At 58.6% G+C, this 21,862-nt stretch carries 21 protein-coding genes; 4 read left to right on the top strand and 17 right to left on the bottom strand.

Annotated features, from left to right (window positions below):
* Positions 1-81: 81 nt before the first annotated feature.
* The 15 genes from rnhB to rpsB form a co-directional block, all read right to left on the bottom strand.
* Positions 82-675, bottom strand: a complete 594-nt coding sequence (gene rnhB / locus ACJ8HT_RS19945) for a ribonuclease HII (RefSeq protein WP_194572708.1) — start codon at positions 673-675, stop codon at positions 82-84.
* On the bottom strand, positions 672-1,820 hold the full coding sequence (gene lpxB / locus ACJ8HT_RS19940; protein ID WP_197653189.1) for a lipid-A-disaccharide synthase: 1,149 nt from the start codon (positions 1,818-1,820) through the stop codon (positions 672-674). Before lpxB ends, rnhB begins: the two co-directional genes overlap by 4 nt.
* Before the next feature lie 3 nt (positions 1,821-1,823).
* A complete protein-coding gene (gene lpxA, locus ACJ8HT_RS19935) occupies positions 1,824-2,612 on the bottom strand; it encodes an acyl-ACP--UDP-N-acetylglucosamine O-acyltransferase (RefSeq protein WP_038878788.1) in 789 nt (262 codons plus the stop codon).
* 3 nt (positions 2,613-2,615) lie between these two features.
* Positions 2,616-3,071, bottom strand: a complete 456-nt coding sequence (gene fabZ, locus ACJ8HT_RS19930) for a 3-hydroxyacyl-ACP dehydratase FabZ (protein ID WP_004931962.1) — start codon at positions 3,069-3,071, stop codon at positions 2,616-2,618.
* 160 nt (positions 3,072-3,231) lie between these two features.
* On the bottom strand, positions 3,232-4,254 hold the full coding sequence (gene lpxD, locus ACJ8HT_RS19925) for a UDP-3-O-(3-hydroxymyristoyl)glucosamine N-acyltransferase (RefSeq protein WP_197653190.1): 1,023 nt from the start codon (positions 4,252-4,254) through the stop codon (positions 3,232-3,234).
* Positions 4,255-4,257: 3 nt separating this feature from the next.
* A complete protein-coding gene (gene skp / locus ACJ8HT_RS19920) occupies positions 4,258-4,755 on the bottom strand; it encodes a molecular chaperone Skp (RefSeq protein ID WP_004931958.1) in 498 nt (165 codons plus the stop codon).
* A 156-nt stretch (positions 4,756-4,911) separates the two neighbouring features.
* The gene (gene bamA, locus ACJ8HT_RS19915; RefSeq protein WP_197653191.1) at positions 4,912-7,338 is read right to left on the bottom strand and encodes an outer membrane protein assembly factor BamA; all 2,427 of its coding nucleotides are present in this window, start codon (positions 7,336-7,338) and stop codon (positions 4,912-4,914) included.
* A 35-nt stretch (positions 7,339-7,373) separates the two neighbouring features.
* On the bottom strand, positions 7,374-8,729 hold the full coding sequence (rseP, locus tag ACJ8HT_RS19910) for a sigma E protease regulator RseP (protein WP_070913929.1): 1,356 nt from the start codon (positions 8,727-8,729) through the stop codon (positions 7,374-7,376).
* A 27-nt stretch (positions 8,730-8,756) separates the two neighbouring features.
* The gene (cdsA, locus tag ACJ8HT_RS19905; protein ID WP_049198254.1) at positions 8,757-9,599 is read right to left on the bottom strand and encodes a phosphatidate cytidylyltransferase; all 843 of its coding nucleotides are present in this window, start codon (positions 9,597-9,599) and stop codon (positions 8,757-8,759) included.
* A 9-nt stretch (positions 9,600-9,608) separates the two neighbouring features.
* Positions 9,609-10,367, bottom strand: a complete 759-nt coding sequence (gene ispU / locus ACJ8HT_RS19900; RefSeq protein WP_049198255.1) for a (2E,6E)-farnesyl-diphosphate-specific ditrans,polycis-undecaprenyl-diphosphate synthase — start codon at positions 10,365-10,367, stop codon at positions 9,609-9,611.
* Between the two features lie 277 nt (positions 10,368-10,644).
* A complete protein-coding gene (ispC, locus tag ACJ8HT_RS19895) occupies positions 10,645-11,841 on the bottom strand; it encodes a 1-deoxy-D-xylulose-5-phosphate reductoisomerase (RefSeq protein WP_197653192.1) in 1,197 nt (398 codons plus the stop codon).
* A 157-nt stretch (positions 11,842-11,998) separates the two neighbouring features.
* Complete coding sequence (gene frr, locus ACJ8HT_RS19890) at positions 11,999-12,556, bottom strand: ribosome recycling factor (RefSeq protein ID WP_004931943.1); 558 nt, start codon at positions 12,554-12,556, stop codon at positions 11,999-12,001.
* A gap of 118 nt (positions 12,557-12,674) precedes the next feature.
* Positions 12,675-13,400, bottom strand: a complete 726-nt coding sequence (pyrH, locus tag ACJ8HT_RS19885; protein WP_004931940.1) for a UMP kinase — start codon at positions 13,398-13,400, stop codon at positions 12,675-12,677.
* Positions 13,401-13,548: 148 nt separating this feature from the next.
* Entirely contained in the window at positions 13,549-14,400 is an 852-nt protein-coding gene (gene tsf, locus ACJ8HT_RS19880; protein WP_033635739.1) for a translation elongation factor Ts, read from the bottom strand.
* Between the two features lie 129 nt (positions 14,401-14,529).
* A complete protein-coding gene (rpsB, locus tag ACJ8HT_RS19875) occupies positions 14,530-15,255 on the bottom strand; it encodes a 30S ribosomal protein S2 (RefSeq protein ID WP_016929891.1) in 726 nt (241 codons plus the stop codon).
* A 345-nt stretch (positions 15,256-15,600) separates the two neighbouring features.
* On the opposite strand from rpsB, the gene map reads away from it, so the two are divergent.
* From map to ACJ8HT_RS19855, 4 genes are all read left to right on the top strand, one after another.
* Positions 15,601-16,395, top strand: coding sequence for a type I methionyl aminopeptidase (gene map / locus ACJ8HT_RS19870; RefSeq protein ID WP_004931936.1), 795 nt, complete (start codon positions 15,601-15,603; stop codon positions 16,393-16,395).
* A 73-nt stretch (positions 16,396-16,468) separates the two neighbouring features.
* Positions 16,469-19,132, top strand: coding sequence for a bifunctional uridylyltransferase/uridylyl-removing protein GlnD (glnD, locus tag ACJ8HT_RS19865; RefSeq protein ID WP_047730854.1), 2,664 nt, complete (start codon positions 16,469-16,471; stop codon positions 19,130-19,132).
* Positions 19,133-19,174: 42 nt separating this feature from the next.
* Positions 19,175-19,999, top strand: coding sequence for a 2,3,4,5-tetrahydropyridine-2,6-dicarboxylate N-succinyltransferase (gene dapD, locus ACJ8HT_RS19860; protein ID WP_047729984.1), 825 nt, complete (start codon positions 19,175-19,177; stop codon positions 19,997-19,999).
* Positions 20,000-20,128: 129 nt separating this feature from the next.
* Positions 20,129-20,518 carry a DUF3461 family protein gene (locus tag ACJ8HT_RS19855; protein WP_006318690.1) on the top strand — a complete coding sequence of 130 codons (390 nt, stop codon included), beginning with the start codon at positions 20,129-20,131 and terminating at the stop codon, positions 20,516-20,518.
* A 57-nt stretch (positions 20,519-20,575) separates the two neighbouring features.
* Here the strand turns inward: ACJ8HT_RS19855 and ACJ8HT_RS19850 are convergent, their stop codons facing one another.
* Complete coding sequence (locus ACJ8HT_RS19850; RefSeq protein WP_033654121.1) at positions 20,576-21,028, bottom strand: flavodoxin; 453 nt, start codon at positions 21,026-21,028, stop codon at positions 20,576-20,578.
* Between the two features lie 33 nt (positions 21,029-21,061).
* Positions 21,062-21,832, bottom strand: coding sequence for a tRNA pseudouridine(65) synthase TruC (truC, locus tag ACJ8HT_RS19845; RefSeq protein ID WP_033654120.1), 771 nt, complete (start codon positions 21,830-21,832; stop codon positions 21,062-21,064).
* Positions 21,833-21,862: the final 30 nt, after the last annotated feature.

The raw sequence follows: 21,862 nt of genomic DNA, 5'->3' as shown, positions 1-21,862 counted from the left end.
TCCAGATACCTGATTGAAGGGGCTCAGCAGGCTGAGCCCGGGTTAATGCTATCATCGAGCCTGGTCAACCAGGCCCGCAGACTACAGCGCCAGCGCCCTTTTCACCGGCGCGAAGCTGCGGCGGTGGTGCTCGGTGGCGCCCAGCGCGGCCAGCCGCTCCAGGTGGAAGGCGGTCGGGTAGCCTTTATGCTGCGCGAAACCGTAGTCCGGGAACTCGCTGTCCAGCTCGGCCATTTCGCGATCGCGCGTGACCTTCGCCAGAATGGACGCCGCGCTGATCTCCGCCACGCGGCTGTCGCCCTTCACCACCGCCTGCGAACGCATCGGCAGCTTCGGGCAACGGTTACCGTCGATTAAAACCATGTCCGGCGCGATATGCAACCCGGCCACCGCACGCTGCATCGCCAGCATGGTGGCGTGCAAAATGTTCAGCTGGTCGATTTCCGCCGGCTCGGCGCGCCCCAGGCTCCAGGAGAGCGCCTTGGCGACGATTTCGTCATACAGCGCCAGGCGGCGTTTTTCACTGAGTTTCTTGGAGTCCGCCAGCCCGACGATCGGCTGCGCCGGATCGAGGATCACGGCGGCGGTGACCACCGCGCCAACCAACGGGCCGCGGCCCACTTCGTCCACACCGGCAATCAGCGTGGCAGCGGGATAGATAAAGGGTTCAATCATGCTTTCGCCAGCTCCAACACAGCCTGAGCGGCCTGTTCGTCCGCACCGCAACGGATGCTTTGGTGCAAGGTAAGGAAAGTCTGTTTCAACGCTTCGGTTTGCGGGCTCTCTTCCAGCAGCGGCATCACGGCGGCGGCCAGTTTGTCCGGCACGCAGTCATGCTGCAGCAGCTCGGTGACGATCTCGCGCCCCGCCAGCAGGTTCGGCAGCGAAACGTAAGGCGTTTTCACCAGCTTCTGCGCCAGCCAGAAAGTGAACGGCTTCATGCGATAGCCCACCACCATCGGGCACTTGGCCAACATGCACTCCAGCGCCGCCGTGCCGGACGCCAGCAGCGCCGCGTCGCTGGCGATCATCGCCTCGCGTCCCTGGCCGTTCAGCAGGTGTACAGTCAGGTCCGGCGCCACTTCCGCCTTGATGCGCTCAAACTGCTCGCGCCGTTTGGCGTTAACCAGCGGCACTACCACTTCAAGCTCGGGATAACGCGTGCGCAGCAGCTGCGCTGTTTTGAGAAAGTCGGCGCTCAGCATCTCGACTTCGGCGCCGCGGCTGCCCGGCAGCAAGGCCAGACAACGCGCCTGCGGAGCGATGCCAAGCTGGGCGCGCGCCGCCAGCCGATCGGGCTGAAGCGGCATGGCATCCGCCATGGTATGGCCGATAAACCGGCAAGGCACGTTGAAGCGATCGTAAAACGCTTTTTCGAAAGGGAGAAAGGCCAGCACCAGATCGGTGGCTTTGCCAATTTTGAAAACGCGCTTTTGCCGCCAGGCCCACACGGAAGGGCTGACGTAGTGGATGGTGCGAATACCGCGCTGCTTGAGGCGGCCTTCCAGCGTGATGTTGAAGTCCGGCGCATCGATGCCGACAAACACGTCCGGCCGCAGCTCGTCGAAGCGGCGGGTGAGATCCTTGCGGATCTTCAACAGGCGTGGCAAACGCTCAAGCACTTCCACCACGCCCATGACCGCCAGCTCTTCCATTTCGTACCAGGCTTCGCAGCCTTCGGCCTGCATCAGCGGGCCGGCGACGCCAACAAAACGCGCGTCGGGGATCTGCGCCTTGAGCGCGCGGATCAAACCGGCGCCGAGAATGTCACCGGAGGTTTCTCCGGCGACCAATCCGATAGTCAATGGACGATTCGACATAACTCAGCGAATGATGCCGCGGGTTGAACGGGTGAAGAAATCGAGGTACTGCTGCACCACCGGCTGCTCTTTGGCCAGGGCTTCGATTTCCGCTTTCGCTTCATCCAGCGTTTTCTCGCTGCGATACAGGATTTTGTAGGCGTTGCGGATCGCCTGCATTTCATCCTTGTCAAAACCGCGACGCTTCAGGCCGACCGCGTTGACGCCGAACGGCGTCGCGTGGTTGCCCTGAGCGATGACGAAAGGAGGCACGTCCTGAGCAACGCCGGAACAACCGCCTACCATCACATGCGCACCGATAATGCAGAACTGGTGGATCGCCGTCATGCCGCCGATGATGGCGTGATCGTCGATTTCCACGTGCCCCGCCAGCGTGGCATTGTTGGCCAACACGCAAGAATTGCCGACCACGCAGTCGTGGGCAACGTGCACGTTGACCATCAGCAGGTTGTCGCTGCCCACTTTGGTCAGGCCGGTGCCCTGCGCTGTACCGCGGTGAATGGTGACGCTCTCGCGGATGCGGTTGCGATCGCCCACTTCAACGCGCGTCGGTTCACCCGCGTATTTCAGATCCTGGTTCACTTCACCGATGGAAGCGAACTGATAAATCTGGTTATCGCAGCCAATCTTGGTAATGCCGTTCACCACCACGTGGGATTTCAGCACCGTGCCGGCGCCGATTTCCACCTGGGAGCCGACGTAGCAGAAAGGGCCAATATGCACGTTGGCGCCGATCACGGCGCCCTCTTCGACTATCGCGCTAGGATGGATAAAGGCGGTTTGGTCAATCACGGATTAAGCCTCCCGGCTGCGGGCACACATCATGGTTGCTTCGCAGACAATTTTACCGTCAACGGTCGCTACGCCTTTGAAGCGAGTCAGGCCGCGGCGAGTTTTCTCGAAGGTGACTTCCATGACCATCTGATCCCCTGGCACCACAGGGCGCTTGAAGCGCGCTTCGTCGATACCGGCGAAGTAATACAGCTCGCCCGGTTCCAGTTTGCCGACGCTTTTAAACGCCAGGATACCGGTGGCCTGCGCCATGGCTTCCAGGATCAATACGCCTGGGAAAATCGGTTTGCCAGGGAAGTGGCCCTGGAAAAACGGTTCGTTCACCGATACGTTCTTCACCGCACGCAGATATTTGTGCTCTTCAAACTCGAGGACGCGGTCGACCAGCAAGAACGGGTAACGGTGAGGAAGCAGATCCAAAATTTCTGCAATATCCAGAGTATGAGTGTCAGTAGTCAAAATACTCTTCCTGTCTCTAAAAACTGATGGCATCAACAACACGGCCTGCGCTGACCCCAAAAGGAGATCATCATGCAGGCCGCAAATTAACATCTCTTTGCGCTTTTGGTCTCACGACCAACGCGTTTCGTTTTGTACCCGCCAGGGCGGGCGGCAATGATTAGTCTTTTCCGACTTTACGTTCGACAGCTTTCAAGCGCTTGCTGATCTCATCGATATTCATCACCAACGCAGCGGTTTTACGCCAAACCTTGTTAGGCTGCAACGGAATGCCCGAAGAGTATACCCCAGGTTCGGTGATTGGTCGCATAACCATTCCCATTCCGGTAACAACAACCTTGTCGGCAATCTCCATGTGACCGTTGATCACACTGGCACCGCCGATCTGGCAGTAGCGGCCGATTTTCAGGCTGCCGGCCATGATCACGCCGCCGGCGACGGCCGTATTGTCGCCAATCACGACGTTATGTGCAATCTGGCATTGGTTGTCGATGATAACACCATTCCCGATTTGGGTGTTATCCAAAGCGCCGCGGTCAATGGTGGTGCAAGCGCCGATTTCGACGCGATCGCCGATAATCACCGTGCCCAACTGAGGAATTTTGATCCACTCGCCGCGCTCGTTCGCATAGCCGAAACCGTCCGCGCCAATCACGGTGCCCGACTGGATCAGGCAGCGCTGACCGATTTCAACCGCATGATAAATCGTGACGTTCGCCCACAGACGCGTACCTGCGCCGATGCGTGCGTGTTTGCCTATGAAGCAGCCCGGGCCAATAACCACGTTATCGCCAAGCACCGCACCCGACTCAACCACCGCATTCGCCCCAATGGCGACGTTCTGCCCCAGCTGCGCTTCAGGCGAGATCACCGCGCTTGGCGCGATATCCTGCGCCGGCGCCGGCGTGGTATCCATCAGCTGCGCCATGCGCGCGTAGGTCAAGTAAGGGTTTTTAACCACCAGCGCCGCAGTACGGCAGTGTGGTAAGTCCGCTTCGGTAAGCACCACGGCGCTTGCCTGGCAGGAAGACAGCTGCTCTTGATAGCGGCTGTTTGACAAAAACGTGATTTGGCCAGGCTGTGCCGAATGCATAGAAGCAATGCCGGTGATGACGAGATCGCCATCACCGTGCAATTGTGCATCCAACTGCTGCGCTAAATCAGCCAGTCGAATTGAAAGCATGTGTTATTTAACCTGTTTCAGCACGTCAGCAGTGATATCTTTGGAAGAGTCTGCGTAGGCAACGGCGTTAGCGTCGATCACCACGTCATAGCCGCCTTTGCTGGCGACAGATTTCACAGCGTCCTGGATACGGCTCAGGATTTTGTTACGCTCTTCCATCTGGCGACGACGGTTGTCCTGCTCGAAAGCCTGCGCTTTCTGAGAGAACTGCTCGCGCTGCGCCATCACGTCTTTTTCCAACTTGCTGCGGTCGCTGGCTTTCATGGTAGCGCCGTCACGCTGCAGACGTTGCATTTTGGTCTGCAGGCTACGTTCCATGTTCTGGAGTTCGCTTGCACGGCCTTTAAACTCGTTTTCCAGCTGTTTAGCGACCGCTTCGCGGGCCGGCAGCTGTTGGAAAATGCTGGAGACGTTAACGACAGCGATCTTATCTGCTGCCTGAACGCCAGCTGAAGCAGCCATTGCTAAACCGAGGCCTGCGGCACACAACCACTTTTTCACTATAAACTCCTTACCATCACCCATTTGTGTCATATGACACTGAAGTACACAATTTGCCAGACTTATTCCACCAAACAATGAGAATCATCTCCCTCTGCCGGCGGGCGCCTGGCCATTGCGATTCTTAATAACTGTTATGCCCAGAGGCGAGACCCGTTACCAGGTCTTACCGATGTTAAACTGGAACTGTTCGGACTTGTCGCCTTCGTATTTCTTGATCGGGTTGGCGTAAGAGAACACCAACGGCCCAAGCGGCGACATCCACTGCAGCGCAATACCGGCGGAAGAACGAATATTGCTGGCCTTACTGTAGTCAGGCACGCCGTACATCAGCGTTTCGTTGGTATTCTTCCACTTGGTATCCCACACGGTACCCGCATCGATGAACAGCGACGTCCGCACCGAGTTGGCGTATTTCTCGCTGATGAACGGCGTCGGAGTGATCAGCTCCAGGCTGGCAACCGCCATGGCGTTACCGCCCACCGCGTCATCCGATCCGCAGATGCTCTGACGATCGGTGGTGCTGCCGGCGTTGAACTGGCACTGGTACGAGTTGGAGTTGTAATACACCGCCTTCGGACCAATGGTATTGGACTGGAAGCCACGCACGGTACTCGAACCACCGGCGTAGAAGTTCTCATAGAACGGCATTTCCTTGCCGCCCAGCCCATCCGCGTAGCCCAAACGGCCGCGGCCCAACAGCACCCAGGTGCGGTCGTCGTTGATCGGCACGTACTGTACGCTGTCCAGCGTCACCTTATAGTATTCGTTGTCCGAGCCTGGAATGGTGACCTTGCCGTTCAACGTGGTGCGGTTACCCGAAGTCGGGAAGTAGCCGCGGTCCAGGTTGTTGTAGGTCCAGCCCAGGTTCAAGGTAAAGTCGTCCGTCGAGTAGCTCGCGCGGTCGGTTTTGTTCGGATCCTTGCCCATCGACTCGAGATAACGCCACATGGCGATCTGCGGCTGCATGTTCGACAGGCCGTTGTGGACGTAACCCAGGCCGGTGCGCAACGAGTTGTTTTCGTTGATCGGGAAGCCCAGCGTGCCGTCAACACCGTAACTCTTGTTGGTGTAGTCGGACAGGTCCGCGTTATCCGCTTTAAAGTCGTTGTAGAACACGCGGCCACCCAGGCTCACACCGTCAACGGTGAAGTATGGGTTGGTGACCGACAGTTCGGTATAGGTTTGATAGTCGTTCTTGGTGCCGCTGATGCCGACAGAGTAGCCGGTACCCAACCAGTTGTCCTGCTGCACGCCGGCCTGGAAGCTGACGCCGCTCTCGGTGCCGTAACCGACGCCGAAGTTAAAGGTACCGGTGTTGCGTTCTTTCACCTTGTAGGTCACGTCGACCTGATCGGCGGTGCCCGGCACACGCTGGGTTTCCACGTCAACCGTCTCGAAGTAGCCCAAGCGGTTCAGACGCTCTTTACCCTGTTCGACCTGTTCGTTGCCGAGCCAGGCGCCTTCCATCTGGCGCATTTCGCGGCGCAGTACGGAATCCTTGCTGGTGTCGTTGCCTTCGAACTTGACGCGGCGCACATAGAAGCGGTTGCCCGCATCAACGTTGACGTGCAGCTTGACGGTTTTATCCGCGTCGTTGATCTCCGGCTGAGTGCCGACGCGCGGGTAGGCGTAACCATAACGGCCCAACATCGTTTTGATGTTGTCTTCCATTTTGGTCACCTTGCTGCCGTTATACAGCTCGCCCGGTTCGATCTTGGTGATCTGAGCGACTTCCGCCGAGTGGCCGGCCAGGTTGCCGTTCACGACAACATCGGAAAGCCTGTACTGATCGCCTTCGGTGATGTTGATGGTGATGTAGATGCCTTTTTTATCCGGCGTCAGGCTCACCTGGGTAGAATCGATGTTGAAGCGGGCATAGCCGCGATCCAGATAGAAGCTGCGCAGGGTTTCGAGATCGCCCGCCAGTTTTTGCTTCTGGTATTTGCGATCGCCGACCAGGTTCCACCACGGCACCTCGTCACGCAGTTGGAAGCGCGAGATCAGTTCGTCGTTGGTGAAGGCATGGTTGCCGACGATGTTGATTTGTTGAATCTTGGCGGAGACCCCTTCCGTGAACACCAGCTTCAGGTCGACACGGTTGCGCGGCAGCGGCGTGACTACGGCTTTCACCGAGGCGCTGTATTTACCGACGCTGTAGTAGAAGTCTTCCAGCCCTTTTTCAATGCTGGAGATCGTGGTGCGGTCGAGCGCCTCGCCCACCCGGACGCCGGAGGCTTCCAGGTTCTGCTTGAGCATGTCATCCTTCACCGACTTGTTGCCGGAGAAAGTGATGCTGGCGATGGTAGGACGTTCCTTCACCTGCACGATCAGGGTATTACCATCGCGCAGTACGCGCACGTCCTCGAAGTTGCCGGTGGCAAACAAGGCACGGATGGTATTACTGATGTCATCGTCAGTGACGGTATCGCCGACGCGAACCGGCATATTGAGTAACGCCGCACCGACGGCGACTCGCTGCAGGCCTTCGAAATGAATGTCTTTCACTACGAACCCGTCTGCACCGTATACGGTGGCGCTGCCAAACAGCAGCGACGCTATGAGCAACTTTTTCATCGCCATCGTTGTTATGCGTTCTTCCTAACCTATCCCCGCCCCTAGAGGCGGGAAAAATCATTGAAAAGTGCAAGACCCATCAACAACACCAACACGATCGAACCTATGCGGTAGCTGTAGTCCTGTACTCGCTCGGAAACCGGCCCACCCTTCAGCTTTTCTATCGCCAGGAAGAGGAGATGCCCACCATCTAACACCGGTAATGGGAACAGGTTGATGATACCCAGATTGACGCTAATCAACGCCAGGAACATCAGATAATACACGAACCCGACTCCGGCTGACGCCCCTGCTCCCTGTGCAATCGAGATCGGGCCACTCAGGTTGTTCAGCTTTACATCACCGGTTATTAATTTGCCCAGCATGTTAACCGTCAGCCGCATCAGCTGCCAGGTCTTGTCGCCGGCCTGATACAGCGCCGGGAACGGTCCATACTGGCGAATCGTCTTATACTCGTCCGGCAGCGGCAACACCTTTGGAATGATGCCTGCAAATCCCACCGATTTGTCTTTTCCCACCGGCTTTGTATCCGGTATCAGCGTCAAAGACAAGGGGGCGCCGTTTCTTTCAATCTCCAAAGCCAGCGGTTGCCCCGGGCCATCGTGGATACGCTTCACCAGCGTCTGCCAACGACCCAACGGCTGACCATCGACTTTAACGATCCTGTCCCCCGCTTGTAAACCCGCCTTTTGCGCCGCCGAGTCAGGCTGCACTTCCGCCAACACGGATTCAATCTGCGGGCCGCGCGGCATAATGCCCAACGCGACAACGGGATCCTGCTTGTCCGGCTCAAAATTCCACTGGCGCAAATCCAGGGTTTTGGTCACTACCTGCGAAGAGCCGAACGGCGCGACGCCGACTTCGGTTTGCGCATCGCCAATCTTCGCCACCAGCGCCAGACGAACTGACTCCCAATCAGGCGTTTCGATGCCGTCAACCGACTTTAGTTCCATTCCAGACGAAATTTCAGCCTTGGCGGCGATGGATTGCGGCGCGATTTCGCCGATCACCGGGCGGAAACTCGGCACGCCGATGATGAACACCAGCCAGTAGGCAAGGATAGCAAACAGGAAGTTGGCGATGGGGCCGGCGCTGATGATGGCCGCGCGCTGCCAGACGGTTTTATTGTTGAAGGCCTGATGGCGCATTTCCGGCGCTACCGACTCTACGCGCTCGTCCAGCATCTTCACGTAGCCGCCGAGCGGAATCAAGGCGATGACGTACTCGGTGCCCTGGCGATCGGTACGGCGCCACAGCGCGCGACCGAAGCCGATGGAGAAACGCTCAACGCGCACGCCGCAACGACGGGCAACCCAAAAGTGTCCGAACTCGTGCACGGTAATCAAGATACCGAGCGCAATCAGAAACGCCACCAGGTTCCAAAGCACGCTGACCATCATCCCTCACTTTCCGTCATCGACGGATTAAAACACCAACAGCATCAGGCAGGCAAACACCGGCACCGCCGCGGTCAGGCTGTCGATACGATCCAGTATACCGCCATGACCGGGGATCAAATGACCGCTGTCCTTGATGCCCGCTTCGCGTTTGAACATGCTTTCGGTCAAATCGCCCAGCACCGAAGCCAGCGCGGCAATCACCGAACAGGCCAACAGGGTGGTCGGCACCACGTTCAGTGGCGCATAGCGGCCGAACAGCCAGGAAATTACCGCCGACGTCAGCAGGCCGCCGATCAACCCTTCCCAGGTTTTGCCCGGCGAAACCTTCGGCGCCAGTTTATGCTTGCCGAACAGCTTGCCGAACATGTAGGCGCCGGAATCCGCGCCCCACACCAGCAGCATCACGTACAGCAGCCACCAGGCGCCGGTATACGGGTTTTGCTCGTAGCCGAACTGACGCAGCGCCAGCATGCCCCAGAAGAACGGCACAATGGTCAGCAGGCCGAACAGCAAACGCAGCGGGCGCGAATTGCGCCAGATAGCGGCCGAACCGGGGTAGAACAGCACCAGCAGCAGCGCCGCCAGCCACCAGGCCAACGACAGCCACAGCGAACCGCTCACCTGCGGCACAGATTGATGGTACGCGGGGACGCTGAGCATCATCAGCGCCAGCAAGAAACCACACAGTATCGCCAGCCAGATGCGCTGCGGACGGGAGGTAAAACCGGCCAGTTGGCCCCACTCCCAGGCTGCTAACATGCACACGACGAGCGTTACCAGAGCAAAGGCCAGCGGCGGCAACAAGAACAGCGCCGCGATAACGATCGGGATTAAAATCAGAGCAGTTATGAGGCGATACTTCAGCAAAAGTTCTCCCTAGGACGCATCGGCGCCGATAGGTGTTGTTCCCCCGAAGCGGCGCTCACGTTGTGCAAATGCATTCAGCGCACCTTCAAAGACAAGTTCATCGAAATCAGGCCAGAGCACATCAGTAAAGTAAAGTTCAGCATAGGCGATTTGCCACAGCAGGAAGTTACTGATGCGATGCTCGCCACCGGTGCGGATAACCAGATCCACCGGCGCCAGGTCGCTCATGCAAACCCGCTCGCTCAATAATTCCTCGCTGATCTGATCCGGGTGCAACTCTCCCACCCGTACCCGTTCGGCCAGTTCCCTTACTCCCTGAATGATATCCCAACGGCCGCCGTAGTTGGCAGCGATATTGAGCGTCAGGCCATCGTTATTTTCCGTCAGTGCTTCAGAACGGCGTATCCGCTCCTGCAAACGCGAGCTGAACCGGCTGATATCGCCGATCACCCGCAGCCTGACGTTATGTTTATGCAGGCTTTTTACTTCACTATCCAGAGCACGGACAAAAAGCTCCATCAGGGCGGAGACTTCCTGCACCGGACGATTCCAGTTTTCGCTGCTGAAGGCATAAAGCGTGAGTGCATCTAAATGGTGGCTGGCGGCAAAGCTGACCGCACGGCGAACCGATTTCACCCCTGCTTTATGACCGAAGACACGTAACTTGCCCTGACGTTTGGCCCAGCGTCCGTTACCGTCCATGATAATGGCGACATGGCGCGGCCCCGGGGAAGATGGATTAGCCTCTTGTTGGTTTGCGGACGACATAACTCGTACTTATTTCCTCAATAGAAATATAACTGCCTTTCCGGAACATCAGGCCCTTACGCGCAAAAAAAGCCGTGTGCCCGACACGGCTTTCAGCCTGCCCTCGCGATACACGGCGCAGCCGGGTCGCCATTGGCGCACAGGGCACCAATCGGGCCATAATTCAACGGTATAACCGCTGACAGGTGGCGCAGACTATACCACCTCAGCGGGGCATGAACAAACGGCCCCGCTGCGGCACACGCGAATTACGAGCAAAATCGGATAATCGCCGTGATCAACCGCGCAACGCGCGAACGCGCTCCTCGGCGGCGACGCGCGCCTGGCGGTCAATGTCTAAGACCGCTTCGATGCACGTCGGTTCCTGCAGCGCGAGGCACTCCACCACCTGGCGGTTGACCGCGGCGATGTCAGTAAAGCGAATCTGCTGCTGCAAAAATGCCGCCACGGCGATTTCATTGGCCGCGTTCAGTGCGGTGGTCGCCGCCTGGCCGGCGTCGAACGCTTCGATCGCCAAATACAGGCAAGGATAGCGCTCGCGCTCCGGTTTGGCGAAGGTCAGCGAACCGATGCGGCAGAAGTCCAGCGCTTCCACGCCGGAGTTTACGCGCTGCGGATACGCCATCGCATGGGCGATCGGCGTGCGCATATCCGGCGTACCCAGCTGCGCCAGCACGCTGCCGTCGGCATAGCGCACCATCGAGTGAATCACCGACTGCGGGTGCAGGATCACTTCCATTTGCTCGGCCGAGGCGTTAAACAGCCAGCGGGCCTCAATATATTCCAGACCTTTGTTCATCATGGTGGCGGAGTCCACCGAGATCTTGCGGCCCATCGACCAGTTCGGGTGGGCGCAGGCTTGATCCGGCGTCATCGCGGCGAACTGCTCCAGCGGCGTGGTGCGGAACGGGCCGCCGGAGCCGGTAAGCACGATGCGCGAAACACCATGACTGTCCAGTGAAGAGTATCCCAACTGACGCTGAATGCTCTCAGGCAAACTCTGAAAAATCGCGTTGTGCTCACTGTCGAGCGGCAGCAGCTGCGCCTGACTTTGCCGCACTGCATCCATAAACAGACGGCCACAGGTGACCAGCGACTCTTTGTTGGCCAGCAGCACCTGCTTGCCTGCGCGGATCGCCGCCAGCGTCGGTAACAGCCCTGCGGCGCCGACGATCGCTGCCGTCACTTGATCGACGTCATCCAACGCCGCCAGTTCGCAGGCCGCTTGTTCTCCTGCCAATACCTCGGTAGCGACGCCGTTTTCCGCCAGAATGGCGCGCAGTTCGCGCGCGGCGCTTTCATCCGCCATCGCGGCAAAGGCGGGCCGGAATTCCATGCATTGCTGCGCCATGACCGCGACGTTGCGGCCGGCCACCAGTGCTTTGATCGCAAAACGGTCGGGATTCGCCCTGACCACGGCCAGGGTGCTGGTCCCTACCGAGCCGGTCGAGCCAAGAATGGTCAGTTGCTTCATGAGTTCACTCTGAATAACTGTCTGATGAGATCGGAGGTGCTCCAGTGTGGAACCTTGGACACCGCTTGTCCATGATCTTTCAGTACGATGAAACGGGATCTGCGCCACAAAAAACAAAGCGCCGCCCAGGCGACGCTTTTTTTCTGCGCGATGCTGATTAGAAATCCATCAGCTCTTTTTCTTTCTCTGCCAGCGCGGCATCGACCAGCTTGATGTAAGCGTCGGTCATTTTCTGAATCTCGTCTTGTGAACGACGTTCTTCGTCTTCGCTGATCTCTTTGTCTTTCAGCAGCGCCTTGACCTTGTCGTTAGCGTCGCGACGCACGTTACGCACCGCTACGCGGCCCTGCTCGGCTTCGCCACGTACGATCTTGATCAGATCCTTACGACGTTCTTCGGTCAGCGGAGGCAGCGGAACGCGAATGTCAGAACCGGCGGAAGACGGGTTGAGGCCCAGATCGGAGCTCATGATCGCTTTCTCAACGGCCTGGCTCAGGCTGCGGTCGAACACGTTGATTTTCAGCGTGCGGGAGTCTTCCACGGTCACGTTGGCCAACTGGCGCAGCGGCGTAGCGGCGCCGTAGTATTCCACCATGATGCCGTCCAGAATGCTTGGAGAAGCGCGGCCGGTGCGGATCTTGCTGATTTGGTTTTTGAATGCTTCTACGCTTTTTTCCATGCGTGAATCAGCATCTTTTCTGATTTCATTAGTCACGTTGCAAACCCTTGGAAGCTGGTTACTTGGCAGGCGATACTCAAGTATAGCCCGTAATCGTACTCGGAGAGCGCGCGGCGCCTGGCGTCACGCGCACCGAAAAGGGGTGTGAACAGCCTTATTTGCTGATCAGCGTACCTTCGTTCTCACCCATCACCACGCGGCGCAGCGCGCCAGGCTTGTTCATGTTGAACACGCGGATCGGCAAGCCGTGATCGCGGGCCAGCGTAAACGCCGCCAGATCCATCACTTTCAGCTCGCGCTCCAGCACGTCCTGATAGGTTAATTGTTCATACAGCGTCGCATCCGGGTTTTTCACCGGATCGGCGGAGTATACGCCATCCACTTTGGTGGCTTTCAGCACCACGTCCGCTTCGATCTCGATACCGCGCAGGCAAGCGGCGGAATCGGTGGTGAAGAACGGGTTGCCGGTACCGGCGGAGAAGATCACCACGCGGTTGTTGCGCAGCAGGCTGATAGCCTCTGCCCAGCTGTAATTGTCACATACGCCGTTCAGCGGGATCGCCGACATCAGGCGGGCGTTCACATAGGCACGGTGCAGTGCATCACGCATAGCCAGGCCGTTCATCACGGTAGCCAGCATTCCCATGTGGTCGCCCACTACGCGGTTCATTCCGGCTTGCGCCAGGCCCGCGCCGCGGAACAGGTTCCCGCCGCCAATAACTACACCGACCTGAATTCCCAGTTCGACCAGCTCTTTCACTTCCTGAGCCATGCGATCCAAAACGCTGGCGTCGATACCAAAACCTTCTGCACCTTGCAGGGCTTCGCCACTCAGTTTAAGCAGAATACGCTGATATACGGGTTTTGCATTGGTTGCCATGGTGTTCTGTCCTAAGAAGCAGTATTAGTATTGGGGATTTCAGCCGATGAAACGCGCCTGAGGTGAGAATCACGCTGCAGGGCCTGCCACCGGTGTAATTCTGGCTGGATAGTATGGAACCGCCAGACGGCGGTTCCATCGACAGTCATTAAGACTGTTTGCTCATCGCGGCAACTTCAGCAGCGAAGTCGGTTTCGACTTTCTCGATGCCTTCGCCCACTTCGAAGCGAATGAAGTTGGTCACGTCAGCGTTGTGCTCTTTCAGCACCTGAGCAACGGATTTGCTCGGATCCATAACGAAAGGCTGACCGGTCAGAGAAACTTCGCCGGTGAATTTCTTCATGCGGCCTTCAACCATTTTCTCTGCGATTTCTTTCGGCTTGCCGGACTGCATGGCGATGTCCAGCTGAACCTGGTACTCTTTTTCTACCACTTCAGCAGACACGTCTTCTGGCTTCACGAACTCTGGCTTGCTTGCCGCAATGTGCATTGCGATTTGCTTAACCAGCTCTTCGTCAGCGCCTTTAGCCGCAACCAGTACGCCGATACGCGCGCCGTGCAGGTAGCTGCCCAGCACTTCGCCTTCCAGGGAAGCAACGCGACGAATGTTGATGTTTTCGCCGATTTTTGCCACCAGCGCTACGCGCTCTTCTTCGAACTGTGCTTTCAGCACGTCAACGTCAGTGATTTTGCCGGCCATAGCGGCATCCAGCACTTTGTCGGCGAACGCCTGGAAACCGGCGTCTTTTGCTACGAAGTCAGTCTGGCAGTTAACTTCCAGAATGATGCCGTAGTTGCCTTCGATCTTGGTTTTGATCACGCCGTCAGCAGCCACGTTGCCTGCTTTTTTAGCGGCTTTGATCGCACCGGACTTACGCATGTTTTCGATTGCCAGTTCGATGTCGCCGTTGGATTCAACCAGCGCCTTCTTGCAATCCATCATGCCAGCGCCGGTACGCTCGCGCAGTTCTTTTACCAGGGCAGCGGTAATATCAGCCATTTATTTTTCCTCGGTTATCTCGCGTGGAGACAGTTCTCATTCAGATAAGCAAAGGGGGCCTTTACAGGCCCCCCTAACCAACATATGTCAATACCTGGTTAATAAGGGCTCAGTGACGAGCTTGCCTTATTATTCAGCTTCTACGAAGCCTTCTTCCGCCTGAACGGCCAGATCTTGAGAACGACCTTCACGCACAGCGGCAGCAACGGCAGTCAGGTACAGGTTTACTGCACGGATTGCGTCGTCGTTACCAGGGATGATGAAGTCAACGCCGTCTGGGTTGGAGTTGGTATCAACGATAGAGAATACCGGGATACCCAGGTTGTTGGCTTCTTTGATCGCGATGTGCTCGTGATCGGCATCGATAACGAACAGTGCGTCTGGCAGACCGCCCATATCTTTGATACCGCCCAGGGAGTTTTCCAGCTTGGCCAGTTCACGAGTGCGCATCAGCGCTTCTTTCTTGGTCAGCTTGTCCAGGGTGCCGTCTTGAGACTGGATTTCCAGATCTTTCAAACGCTTGATGGACTGACGAACGGTTTTCCAGTTAGTCAGCATGCCGCCCAACCAGCGGTGGTTCACGAAGAACTGGTCACAGCTGTTAGCAGCGTCTTTTACCGCTTCGCTTGCTGCGCGCTTGGTACCAACGAACAGGATCTTGCCTTTACGGGAAGAGATCTTGCTCAGTTCAGCCAGAGCGGCGTTGAACATTGGTACGGTCTGCTCCAGGTTGATGATGTGAACCTTGTTACGAGCGCCGAAGATGAAAGGCTTCATTTTCGGGTTCCAGTAACGGGTCTGGTGACCGAAGTGAACACCAGCCTTGAGCATGTCGCGCATGGAAACAGTTGCCATGATTAAACCTCTATAGATTAATTGGGGTTATGCCTCCACGTATCCCATAACGCCGACCCTGGCGGCGACAAGTCACCTCAGGGCACCCCGGCGGATGTGCCGATACGTGTGTGTTATTTACACAAAATGAGTGCAGTTAAAGTATTTTCGGCCAATTCCTGCCAGGTCACAAGAACCAAGTCGCGGATCGCCGGCGCGCTTTATACCATAAACCCGCCGCCGACACCAACTTTTGTTGCTTTGCGCCGGGCATCGGGAAATGAAATTTGGCAGCCTCCGGCCGGGCTGATACCATAAGTCACTGCTTCTTATTGTCGACGATAACGACACCTGCGGACGAATTTCATGGCAATCTCAATTAAAACACCTGATGACATCCAAAAAATGCGCGTGGCCGGCCGCCTGGCCGCCGAAGTGCTGGAAATCATCGAGCCGCACGTCAAACCTGGCGTGACCACCGGCGAACTGGACCGTATCTGTCACGAGTACATCACCAACGAGCAACAGGCCATTTCCGCCTGCCTCGGCTACCACGGCTTCCCGAAATCCGTGTGCATCTCGGTGAATGAAGTGGTGTGCCACGGCATCCCGAGCGACGACAAAACGCTGAAAGACGGCGACATCGTCAATATCGACGTGACCGTAATTAAAGACGGCTTCCACGGCGACACCTCGAAGATGTTCATCGTCGGCAAACCGACCATTCTGGGCGAGCGCCTGTGCCGCGTCACTCAGGAAAGCCTGTATCTGGCGCTGAAGATGGTCAAGCCGGGCATCCGCCTGCGCACCCTTGGCAAGGCTATCCAGCAATTCGTCGAGGCCGAGAAGTTCTCCGTGGTGCGCGAGTACTGCGGCCACGGCATCGGCGAAGTGTTCCACGAAGAGCCGCAGGTGCTGCACTATGATGCCGATGACGGCGGCGTGGTGCTGCAGGCGGGCATGGCCTTCACCATCGAACCGATGGTCAACGCCGGTGACTACCGCATCCGCACCATGAAAGACGGCTGGACGGTAAAAACCAAAGATCGCAGCTTGTCGGCGCAGTATGAGCATACTATTGTGGTCACTGATAACGGCTGCGAGATAATGACGTTGCGCAAGGATGACACCATCCCCAACATCATTACGCACGAGATGTAAGCACCGCGGCGAACGCCGCGTGCAGAATATCACCAGGCCGGCTTTTGCCGGCCTTTTTTATGGGCTGCGCACTATGTCTGACAATCTCCTTCAACAAGCGGCCCCGGCCGTGCCGATGCCGCCCGCCTCCCCCAGCACCTACGGCAACGACGAGCTCACCTGTCCGGTGCTGAAACAGCGGCTGGAGCAGTTCCAGCTGTGGCTGGCGGCAGCGTTCGACGCCGGTGCCAGCGCCGAAAGCCTGGTGGCGGCGCGCAGCGACTTCATCGATCGCCTGCTGCGCCGGCTGTGGACCTTCTACGGCTTCGAAGATATCCCGGAAACTGCGCTGGTGGCGGTCGGCGGCTACGGCCGCGGCGAGCTGCACCCGCTGTCGGACATCGACGTACTGGTGCTCAGCCAGCGCCGGCTGACGGAACAACAGTCGCAGCGGGTCGGCGAATTCATCACCCTGCTGTGGGATCTCAAGCTGGAAGTGGGCCACAGCGTGCGCACCCTGGAAGAATGTCTGCTGGAGGGATTGGCGGACCTGACCGTGGCCACCAACCTGATCGAGTCGCGCATGATCTGCGGCGACGTCGCGCTGTTCCTGCAGATGCAAAAACATATCTTCAGCGACGGCTTCTGGCCCTCGCCGCAGTTTTTCCACGCCAAGGTCAACGAACAGCAGGAACGCCACCAGCGCTACCACGGCACCAGCTATAACCTGGAGCCGGATATCAAAAGCAGCCCTGGCGGCCTGCGCGACATCCACACCCTGCTGTGGGTGGCGCGGCGCCACTTCGGCGCCACCTCGCTGGACGAAATGGTCGGCTTCGGTTTCCTCACCCAGGCCGAGCGCAACGAGCTGAACGAGTGCCAGAGCTTCCTGTGGCGCATCCGTTTCGCATTGCACCTGGTGCTGCCGCGTTACGACAACCGCCTGCTGTTCGATCGCCAACTCAGCGTGGCGCAGCTGCTGCGCTATGAAGGCGAAGGCAACGAGCCGGTCGAACGCATGATGAAAGACTTCTACCGCATGACGCGGCGCGTCAGCGAGCTGAACCACATGTTGCTGCAGCTGTTCGACGAAGCCATCCTGGCGCTGGACGCCACCGAGAAGCCGCGCCCGCTGAACGACGATTTCCAGCTGCGCGGCGATCTGATCGATCTGCGCGACGAGACGCTGTTTATCCGCGAGCCGCAGGCCATCATGCGCATGTTCTACCTGATGGTGCGCAACCGCGAGATCAAGGGCATTTATTCCACCACCGTGCGCCAGCTGCGCCACGCACGCCGCCATCTGAAACAGCCGCTGTGCACCATTCCGGAAGCGCGCGATCTGTTTATGGCCATTCTGCGCCACCCCGGCGCGGTCTCGCGCGCTCTGGTGCCGATGCACCGTCACAGCGTGCTGTGGGCCTATATGCCGCAGTGGGGCAAGATCGTCGGCCAGATGCAGTTCGACCTGTTCCACGCCTATACCGTCGATGAACACACCATCCGCGTGCTGCAAAAGCTGGAGAGCTTCGCCGATGCGCAAACCCGGCCACGCCATCCGCTGTGCGTAGAGCTGTACCCTCGCCTGCCGCACCCGGAATTATTACTGTTAGCGGCGCTGTTCCACGATATCGCCAAAGGGCGCGGCGGCGATCACTCGATCCTCGGCGCGGAAGACGTGGTGGAGTTCGCCGAACTGCACGGCCTTAACTCGCGCGAAACCCAACTGGTGGCCTGGCTGGTGCGCTGGCACCTGCTGATGTCGGTCACCGCGCAGCGCCGCGATATCCAGGATCCGACGGTGATCCAGCAGTTCAGCAGCGAAGTGCAGAGCGAAACCCGCCTGCGTTACCTGGTGTGCCTGACGGTGGCGGATATCTGCGCCACCAACGAAACCCTGTGGAACAGCTGGAAACAGAGCCTGTTGCGCGAGCTGTACTTCGCCACCGAGAAGCAGCTACGCCGCGGCATGCAGAACAGCCCGGATCTGCGCGAACGCGTGCGTCATCACCGCCTGCAGGCGCTGGCGCTGCTGCGCATGGACAACATCGACGAGGAGGCGCTGCACCGCATCTGGAGCCGCTGCCGCGCCGACTATTTCCTGCGCCACTCGCCGAACCAGCTGGCCTGGCACGCCCGTCACCTGCTGGCCCACGACTCCACCCAGCCGCTGGTGCTGGTCAGCCGCCAGGCGACGCGCGGCGGTACCGAGATCTTTATCTGGAGCCCGGATCGCCCTTACCTGTTCGCCGCCGTCGCCGGCGAGATGGATCGCCGCAACCTGAGCGTGCACGACGCGCAGATCTTCACCAACCGCGACGGCATGGCGATGGACACCTTTATCGTGCTGGAGCCGGACGGCAGCCCGCTGGCGCAGGATCGCCACGCGGCGATCCGCCAGGCCTTGCTGCAGGCCATCACCCAGCGGGAGTATCAGCCGCCGCGCGTGCGCCGGCCTTCTTCCAAGCTGCGTCATTTCAGCGTGCCGACCGAGGTGACCTTCCTGCCGACCCACACCGATCGCCGCAGCTACCTGGAGCTGATCGCACTTGACCAGCCCGGCCTGCTGGCGCGGGTGGGCGAAGTGTTCGCCGACCTGGGGCTGTCGCTGCACGGCGCGCGCATTACCACCATCGGCGAGCGGGTCGAGGACTTGTTTATCCTGGCCGACGGCGAGCGACGCGCGCTCGATCAGGAAACGCGCAGAAAGTTGGAGCAACGGTTGACAGAGGCCCTCACCCCAAACGATAAAATGTGATACAAGTAACTTTTTACCGACAACATCAGGAAAGAGAACAGCATGCAGCAATTACAGAACGTTATTGAAAGCGCCTTCGAGCGCCGTGCGGACATCACCCCGGCGAACGTAGACACCGTAACGCGCGAAGCGGTAAACCAGGTGATCGGCCTGCTGGACAGCGGCGCCCTGCGCGTCGCCGAGAAGATCGACGGTCAATGGATCACCCATCAGTGGCTGAAGAAAGCCGTGCTGCTCTCTTTCCGCATCAACGACAACAAGGTGATGGACGGCGCGGAAACCCGCTACTACGACAAGGTGCCGATGAAGTTCGCCGACTACGACGAAGCGCGCTTCCAGAAGGAAGGTTTCCGCGTCGTGCCGCCGGCCACCGTGCGCCAGGGCGCGTTCATCGCGCGCAACACCGTGCTGATGCCTTCTTACGTTAACATCGGCGCCTACGTCGACGAAGGCACCATGGTCGACACCTGGGCCACCGTCGGTTCTTGCGCGCAGATCGGCAAAAACGTTCACCTGTCCGGCGGCGTCGGCATCGGCGGCGTGCTGGAGCCGCTGCAGGCCAACCCGACCATCATCGAAGACAACTGCTTCATCGGCGCGCGCTCCGAAGTGGTGGAAGGCGTGATCGTGGAAGAAGGCTCGGTGATTTCAATGGGCGTATACCTCGGCCAGAGCACCCGCATCTATGACCGCGAGACCGGCGAAATCCATTACGGCCGCGTGCCGGCGGGTTCGGTGGTGGTTTCCGGCAACCTGCCTTCGAAAGACGGTTCTTACAGCCTATACTGCGCGGTGATCGTCAAGAAAGTCGACGCCAAAACGCGCGGTAAAGTCGGCATTAATGAGTTATTGCGCACTATCGACTAAATTGAAATAGCGGGTGATTCACCCGCTATTTTTTTGTCTGCGTTTCGCTGGCAGTCACAGTCGCAGATCTCGCTTTCCGCCATAATTGCAGTCGTGGAATATAACGATCACATCTAAAGAGGGCGCAGTATGTACGATAACTTGAAGAGTTTGGGCATCAATCAACCGGAAGACGTCGATCGCTATAGCCTGCGTCAAGAGGCCAACAACGACATCCTCAAGATCTATTTCCGCAAGGACAAAGGCGAGTTCTTCGCCAAGAGCGTGAAGTTCAAGTACCCGCGCCAGCGTAAAACCGTGGTGGCGGACAACGCCGGCCAGGGCTACAAGGAAATTCACGAGATCAACCCGAACCTGCGCTACGTGATCGACGAACTGGATCAGCTGTGCCAGCGCGATCAGGTGGAAGTGGATCTGAAGCGTAAAATCCTCGACGACCTGCGCCATCTCGAAGGCGTGGTGTCGCACAAGATTGCCGAGATCGAATCCGATCTGGAAAAACTCACCCGCGGCAAATAATGCGGATCGGTTGACCCGCATCATCGCCAAGGCGCCCTTTCGCGGCGCCTTTTTACTTTACGATTGCAGCAGCGTGCCCCACTGCTCGACCCACGGGCAGGCGGCCACTTCCGGCTCCGGCTGTTCCATCGCATCGATCTCCAGCACTTCGCTCACACGGGTGGCGCCCTGCTCTTGCAGCAGCGCGTCGAACGCGCGCCCGGCGCCGCAGAAATTGTCATAGCTGCTGTCGCCGAGGGCGATCAGCCCATAGCGCAGTTCCGGCTGATAGCCAACCTGATCGCGAATGGCGTGGAACAGCGGCGCGATGCTGTCCGGCAGATCGCCCTGCCCGGTAGTAGAGGTGATCACCAGCGCGTAGTGCTGACGATAAAACTGCCAGGCCTCCAGCGTGCCCTCTTCGAACAGTTTGACCTCATGGCCCTGCTCGCTGAGGATGTTTTGCGCCTCTTCCGCCACCAGCAGCGAATTGCCGTAGACCGTTCCTACGAAGATACCAACCTGAGCCATGGCTCCTACTCCCTTCATTACCTTTAAAAATTGTCAGCTATCCTGACCGTTAGCCGCGCTAAACTCAACCCCGGCAAGTTCAGGGAATACCCCCGCCCAGCCGAACTGCGCCATCACCCCTTGCCAGTCTTCGTCCCAGCGCGCCGTCACCCGCAGCGGCTCGCCGGTCACCGGGTGCGTCAGCTGCAGATGACTGGCGTGCAGCATCAGGCGCGGGCAGCCGAAATGCTGCGCCATACCGCGGTTCTGCCGCAGATCGCCGTGCTTGCTGTCGCCGATGATCGGATGGCGAAGATGCGCCATGTGGCGCCGCAGCTGGTGCTTGCGGCCGGTTTCCGGCTGCAGCTCCACCAGGCTGTAGCGCGCGCTGTCGTAGCGGCCGACGGCCACCGGCATCTCTACCTGCGCCAGCGGCCGGTAGTGCGTCACCGCCGGCTGCGGTCCCTTATCGGCATCGGCATGTTTATCGGCGATTTTGTCCAGCTCCGCCGTCAGCGGGTAGTCGAGGGTCGCCCCCTCCTGCACGTAGCCGCGCACCACCGCATGGTAGGTTTTCTGCACCTGATGCTGCTCAAACTGCTGCGACAGCAGGCGCGCCACCTCGCTGGACAGCGCCATCAGCAGCACGCCGGAAGTCGGGCGATCGAGACGGTGCACGGTAAAGACGTGCTGCCCGAGCTGATCGCGCACCGTCTGCATCATAAAACGAGTTTCATGACGGTCCAGCCAACTGCGGTGCACCAACCAGCCCGACGGCTTGTTCACCGCCACCAGGTGTTCATCCTGATACAAAATCTCAATCACATCGCTTTCCCAGGTAAATAGCCGTTTCGG

Source organism: Serratia sp. CY44782 (assembly GCF_052168715.1).
Classification (GTDB): Bacteria; Pseudomonadota; Gammaproteobacteria; order Enterobacterales; family Enterobacteriaceae; genus Serratia; species Serratia nevei.
Note: the sequence above shows the minus strand (reverse complement) of the source record. Positions and strands in the feature narration are given on the sequence as shown.

What these genes read in the sequence shown, in the direction of transcription:
- rnhB (WP_194572708.1), bottom strand. Translation starts at nt 675, where the DNA reads ATGATTGAACCCTTTATCTATCCCGCTGCCACGCTGATTGCCGGTGTG.
- lpxB (WP_197653189.1), bottom strand. Translation starts at nt 1,820, where the DNA reads ATGTCGAATCGTCCATTGACTATCGGATTGGTCGCCGGAGAAACCTCC.
- lpxD (WP_197653190.1), bottom strand. Translation starts at nt 4,254, where the DNA reads ATGCTTTCAATTCGACTGGCTGATTTAGCGCAGCAGTTGGATGCACAA.
- bamA (WP_197653191.1), bottom strand. Translation starts at nt 7,338, where the DNA reads ATGGCGATGAAAAAGTTGCTCATAGCGTCGCTGCTGTTTGGCAGCGCC.
- rseP (WP_070913929.1), bottom strand. Translation starts at nt 8,729, where the DNA reads ATGGTCAGCGTGCTTTGGAACCTGGTGGCGTTTCTGATTGCGCTCGGT.
- ispU (WP_049198255.1), bottom strand. Translation starts at nt 10,367, where the DNA reads ATGTCGTCCGCAAACCAACAAGAGGCTAATCCATCTTCCCCGGGGCCG.
- ispC (WP_197653192.1), bottom strand. Translation starts at nt 11,841, where the DNA reads ATGAAGCAACTGACCATTCTTGGCTCGACCGGCTCGGTAGGGACCAGC.
- pyrH (WP_004931940.1), bottom strand. Translation starts at nt 13,400, where the DNA reads ATGGCAACCAATGCAAAACCCGTATATCAGCGTATTCTGCTTAAACTG.
- tsf (WP_033635739.1), bottom strand. Translation starts at nt 14,400, where the DNA reads ATGGCTGATATTACCGCTGCCCTGGTAAAAGAACTGCGCGAGCGTACC.
- rpsB (WP_016929891.1), bottom strand. Translation starts at nt 15,255, where the DNA reads ATGGCAACTGTTTCCATGCGCGACATGCTCAAGGCTGGTGTTCACTTC.
- map (WP_004931936.1), top strand. Translation starts at nt 15,601, where the DNA reads ATGGCAATCTCAATTAAAACACCTGATGACATCCAAAAAATGCGCGTG.
- glnD (WP_047730854.1), top strand. Translation starts at nt 16,469, where the DNA reads ATGTCTGACAATCTCCTTCAACAAGCGGCCCCGGCCGTGCCGATGCCG.
- dapD (WP_047729984.1), top strand. Translation starts at nt 19,175, where the DNA reads ATGCAGCAATTACAGAACGTTATTGAAAGCGCCTTCGAGCGCCGTGCG.
- ACJ8HT_RS19855 (WP_006318690.1), top strand. Translation starts at nt 20,129, where the DNA reads ATGTACGATAACTTGAAGAGTTTGGGCATCAATCAACCGGAAGACGTC.
- ACJ8HT_RS19850 (WP_033654121.1), bottom strand. Translation starts at nt 21,028, where the DNA reads ATGGCTCAGGTTGGTATCTTCGTAGGAACGGTCTACGGCAATTCGCTG.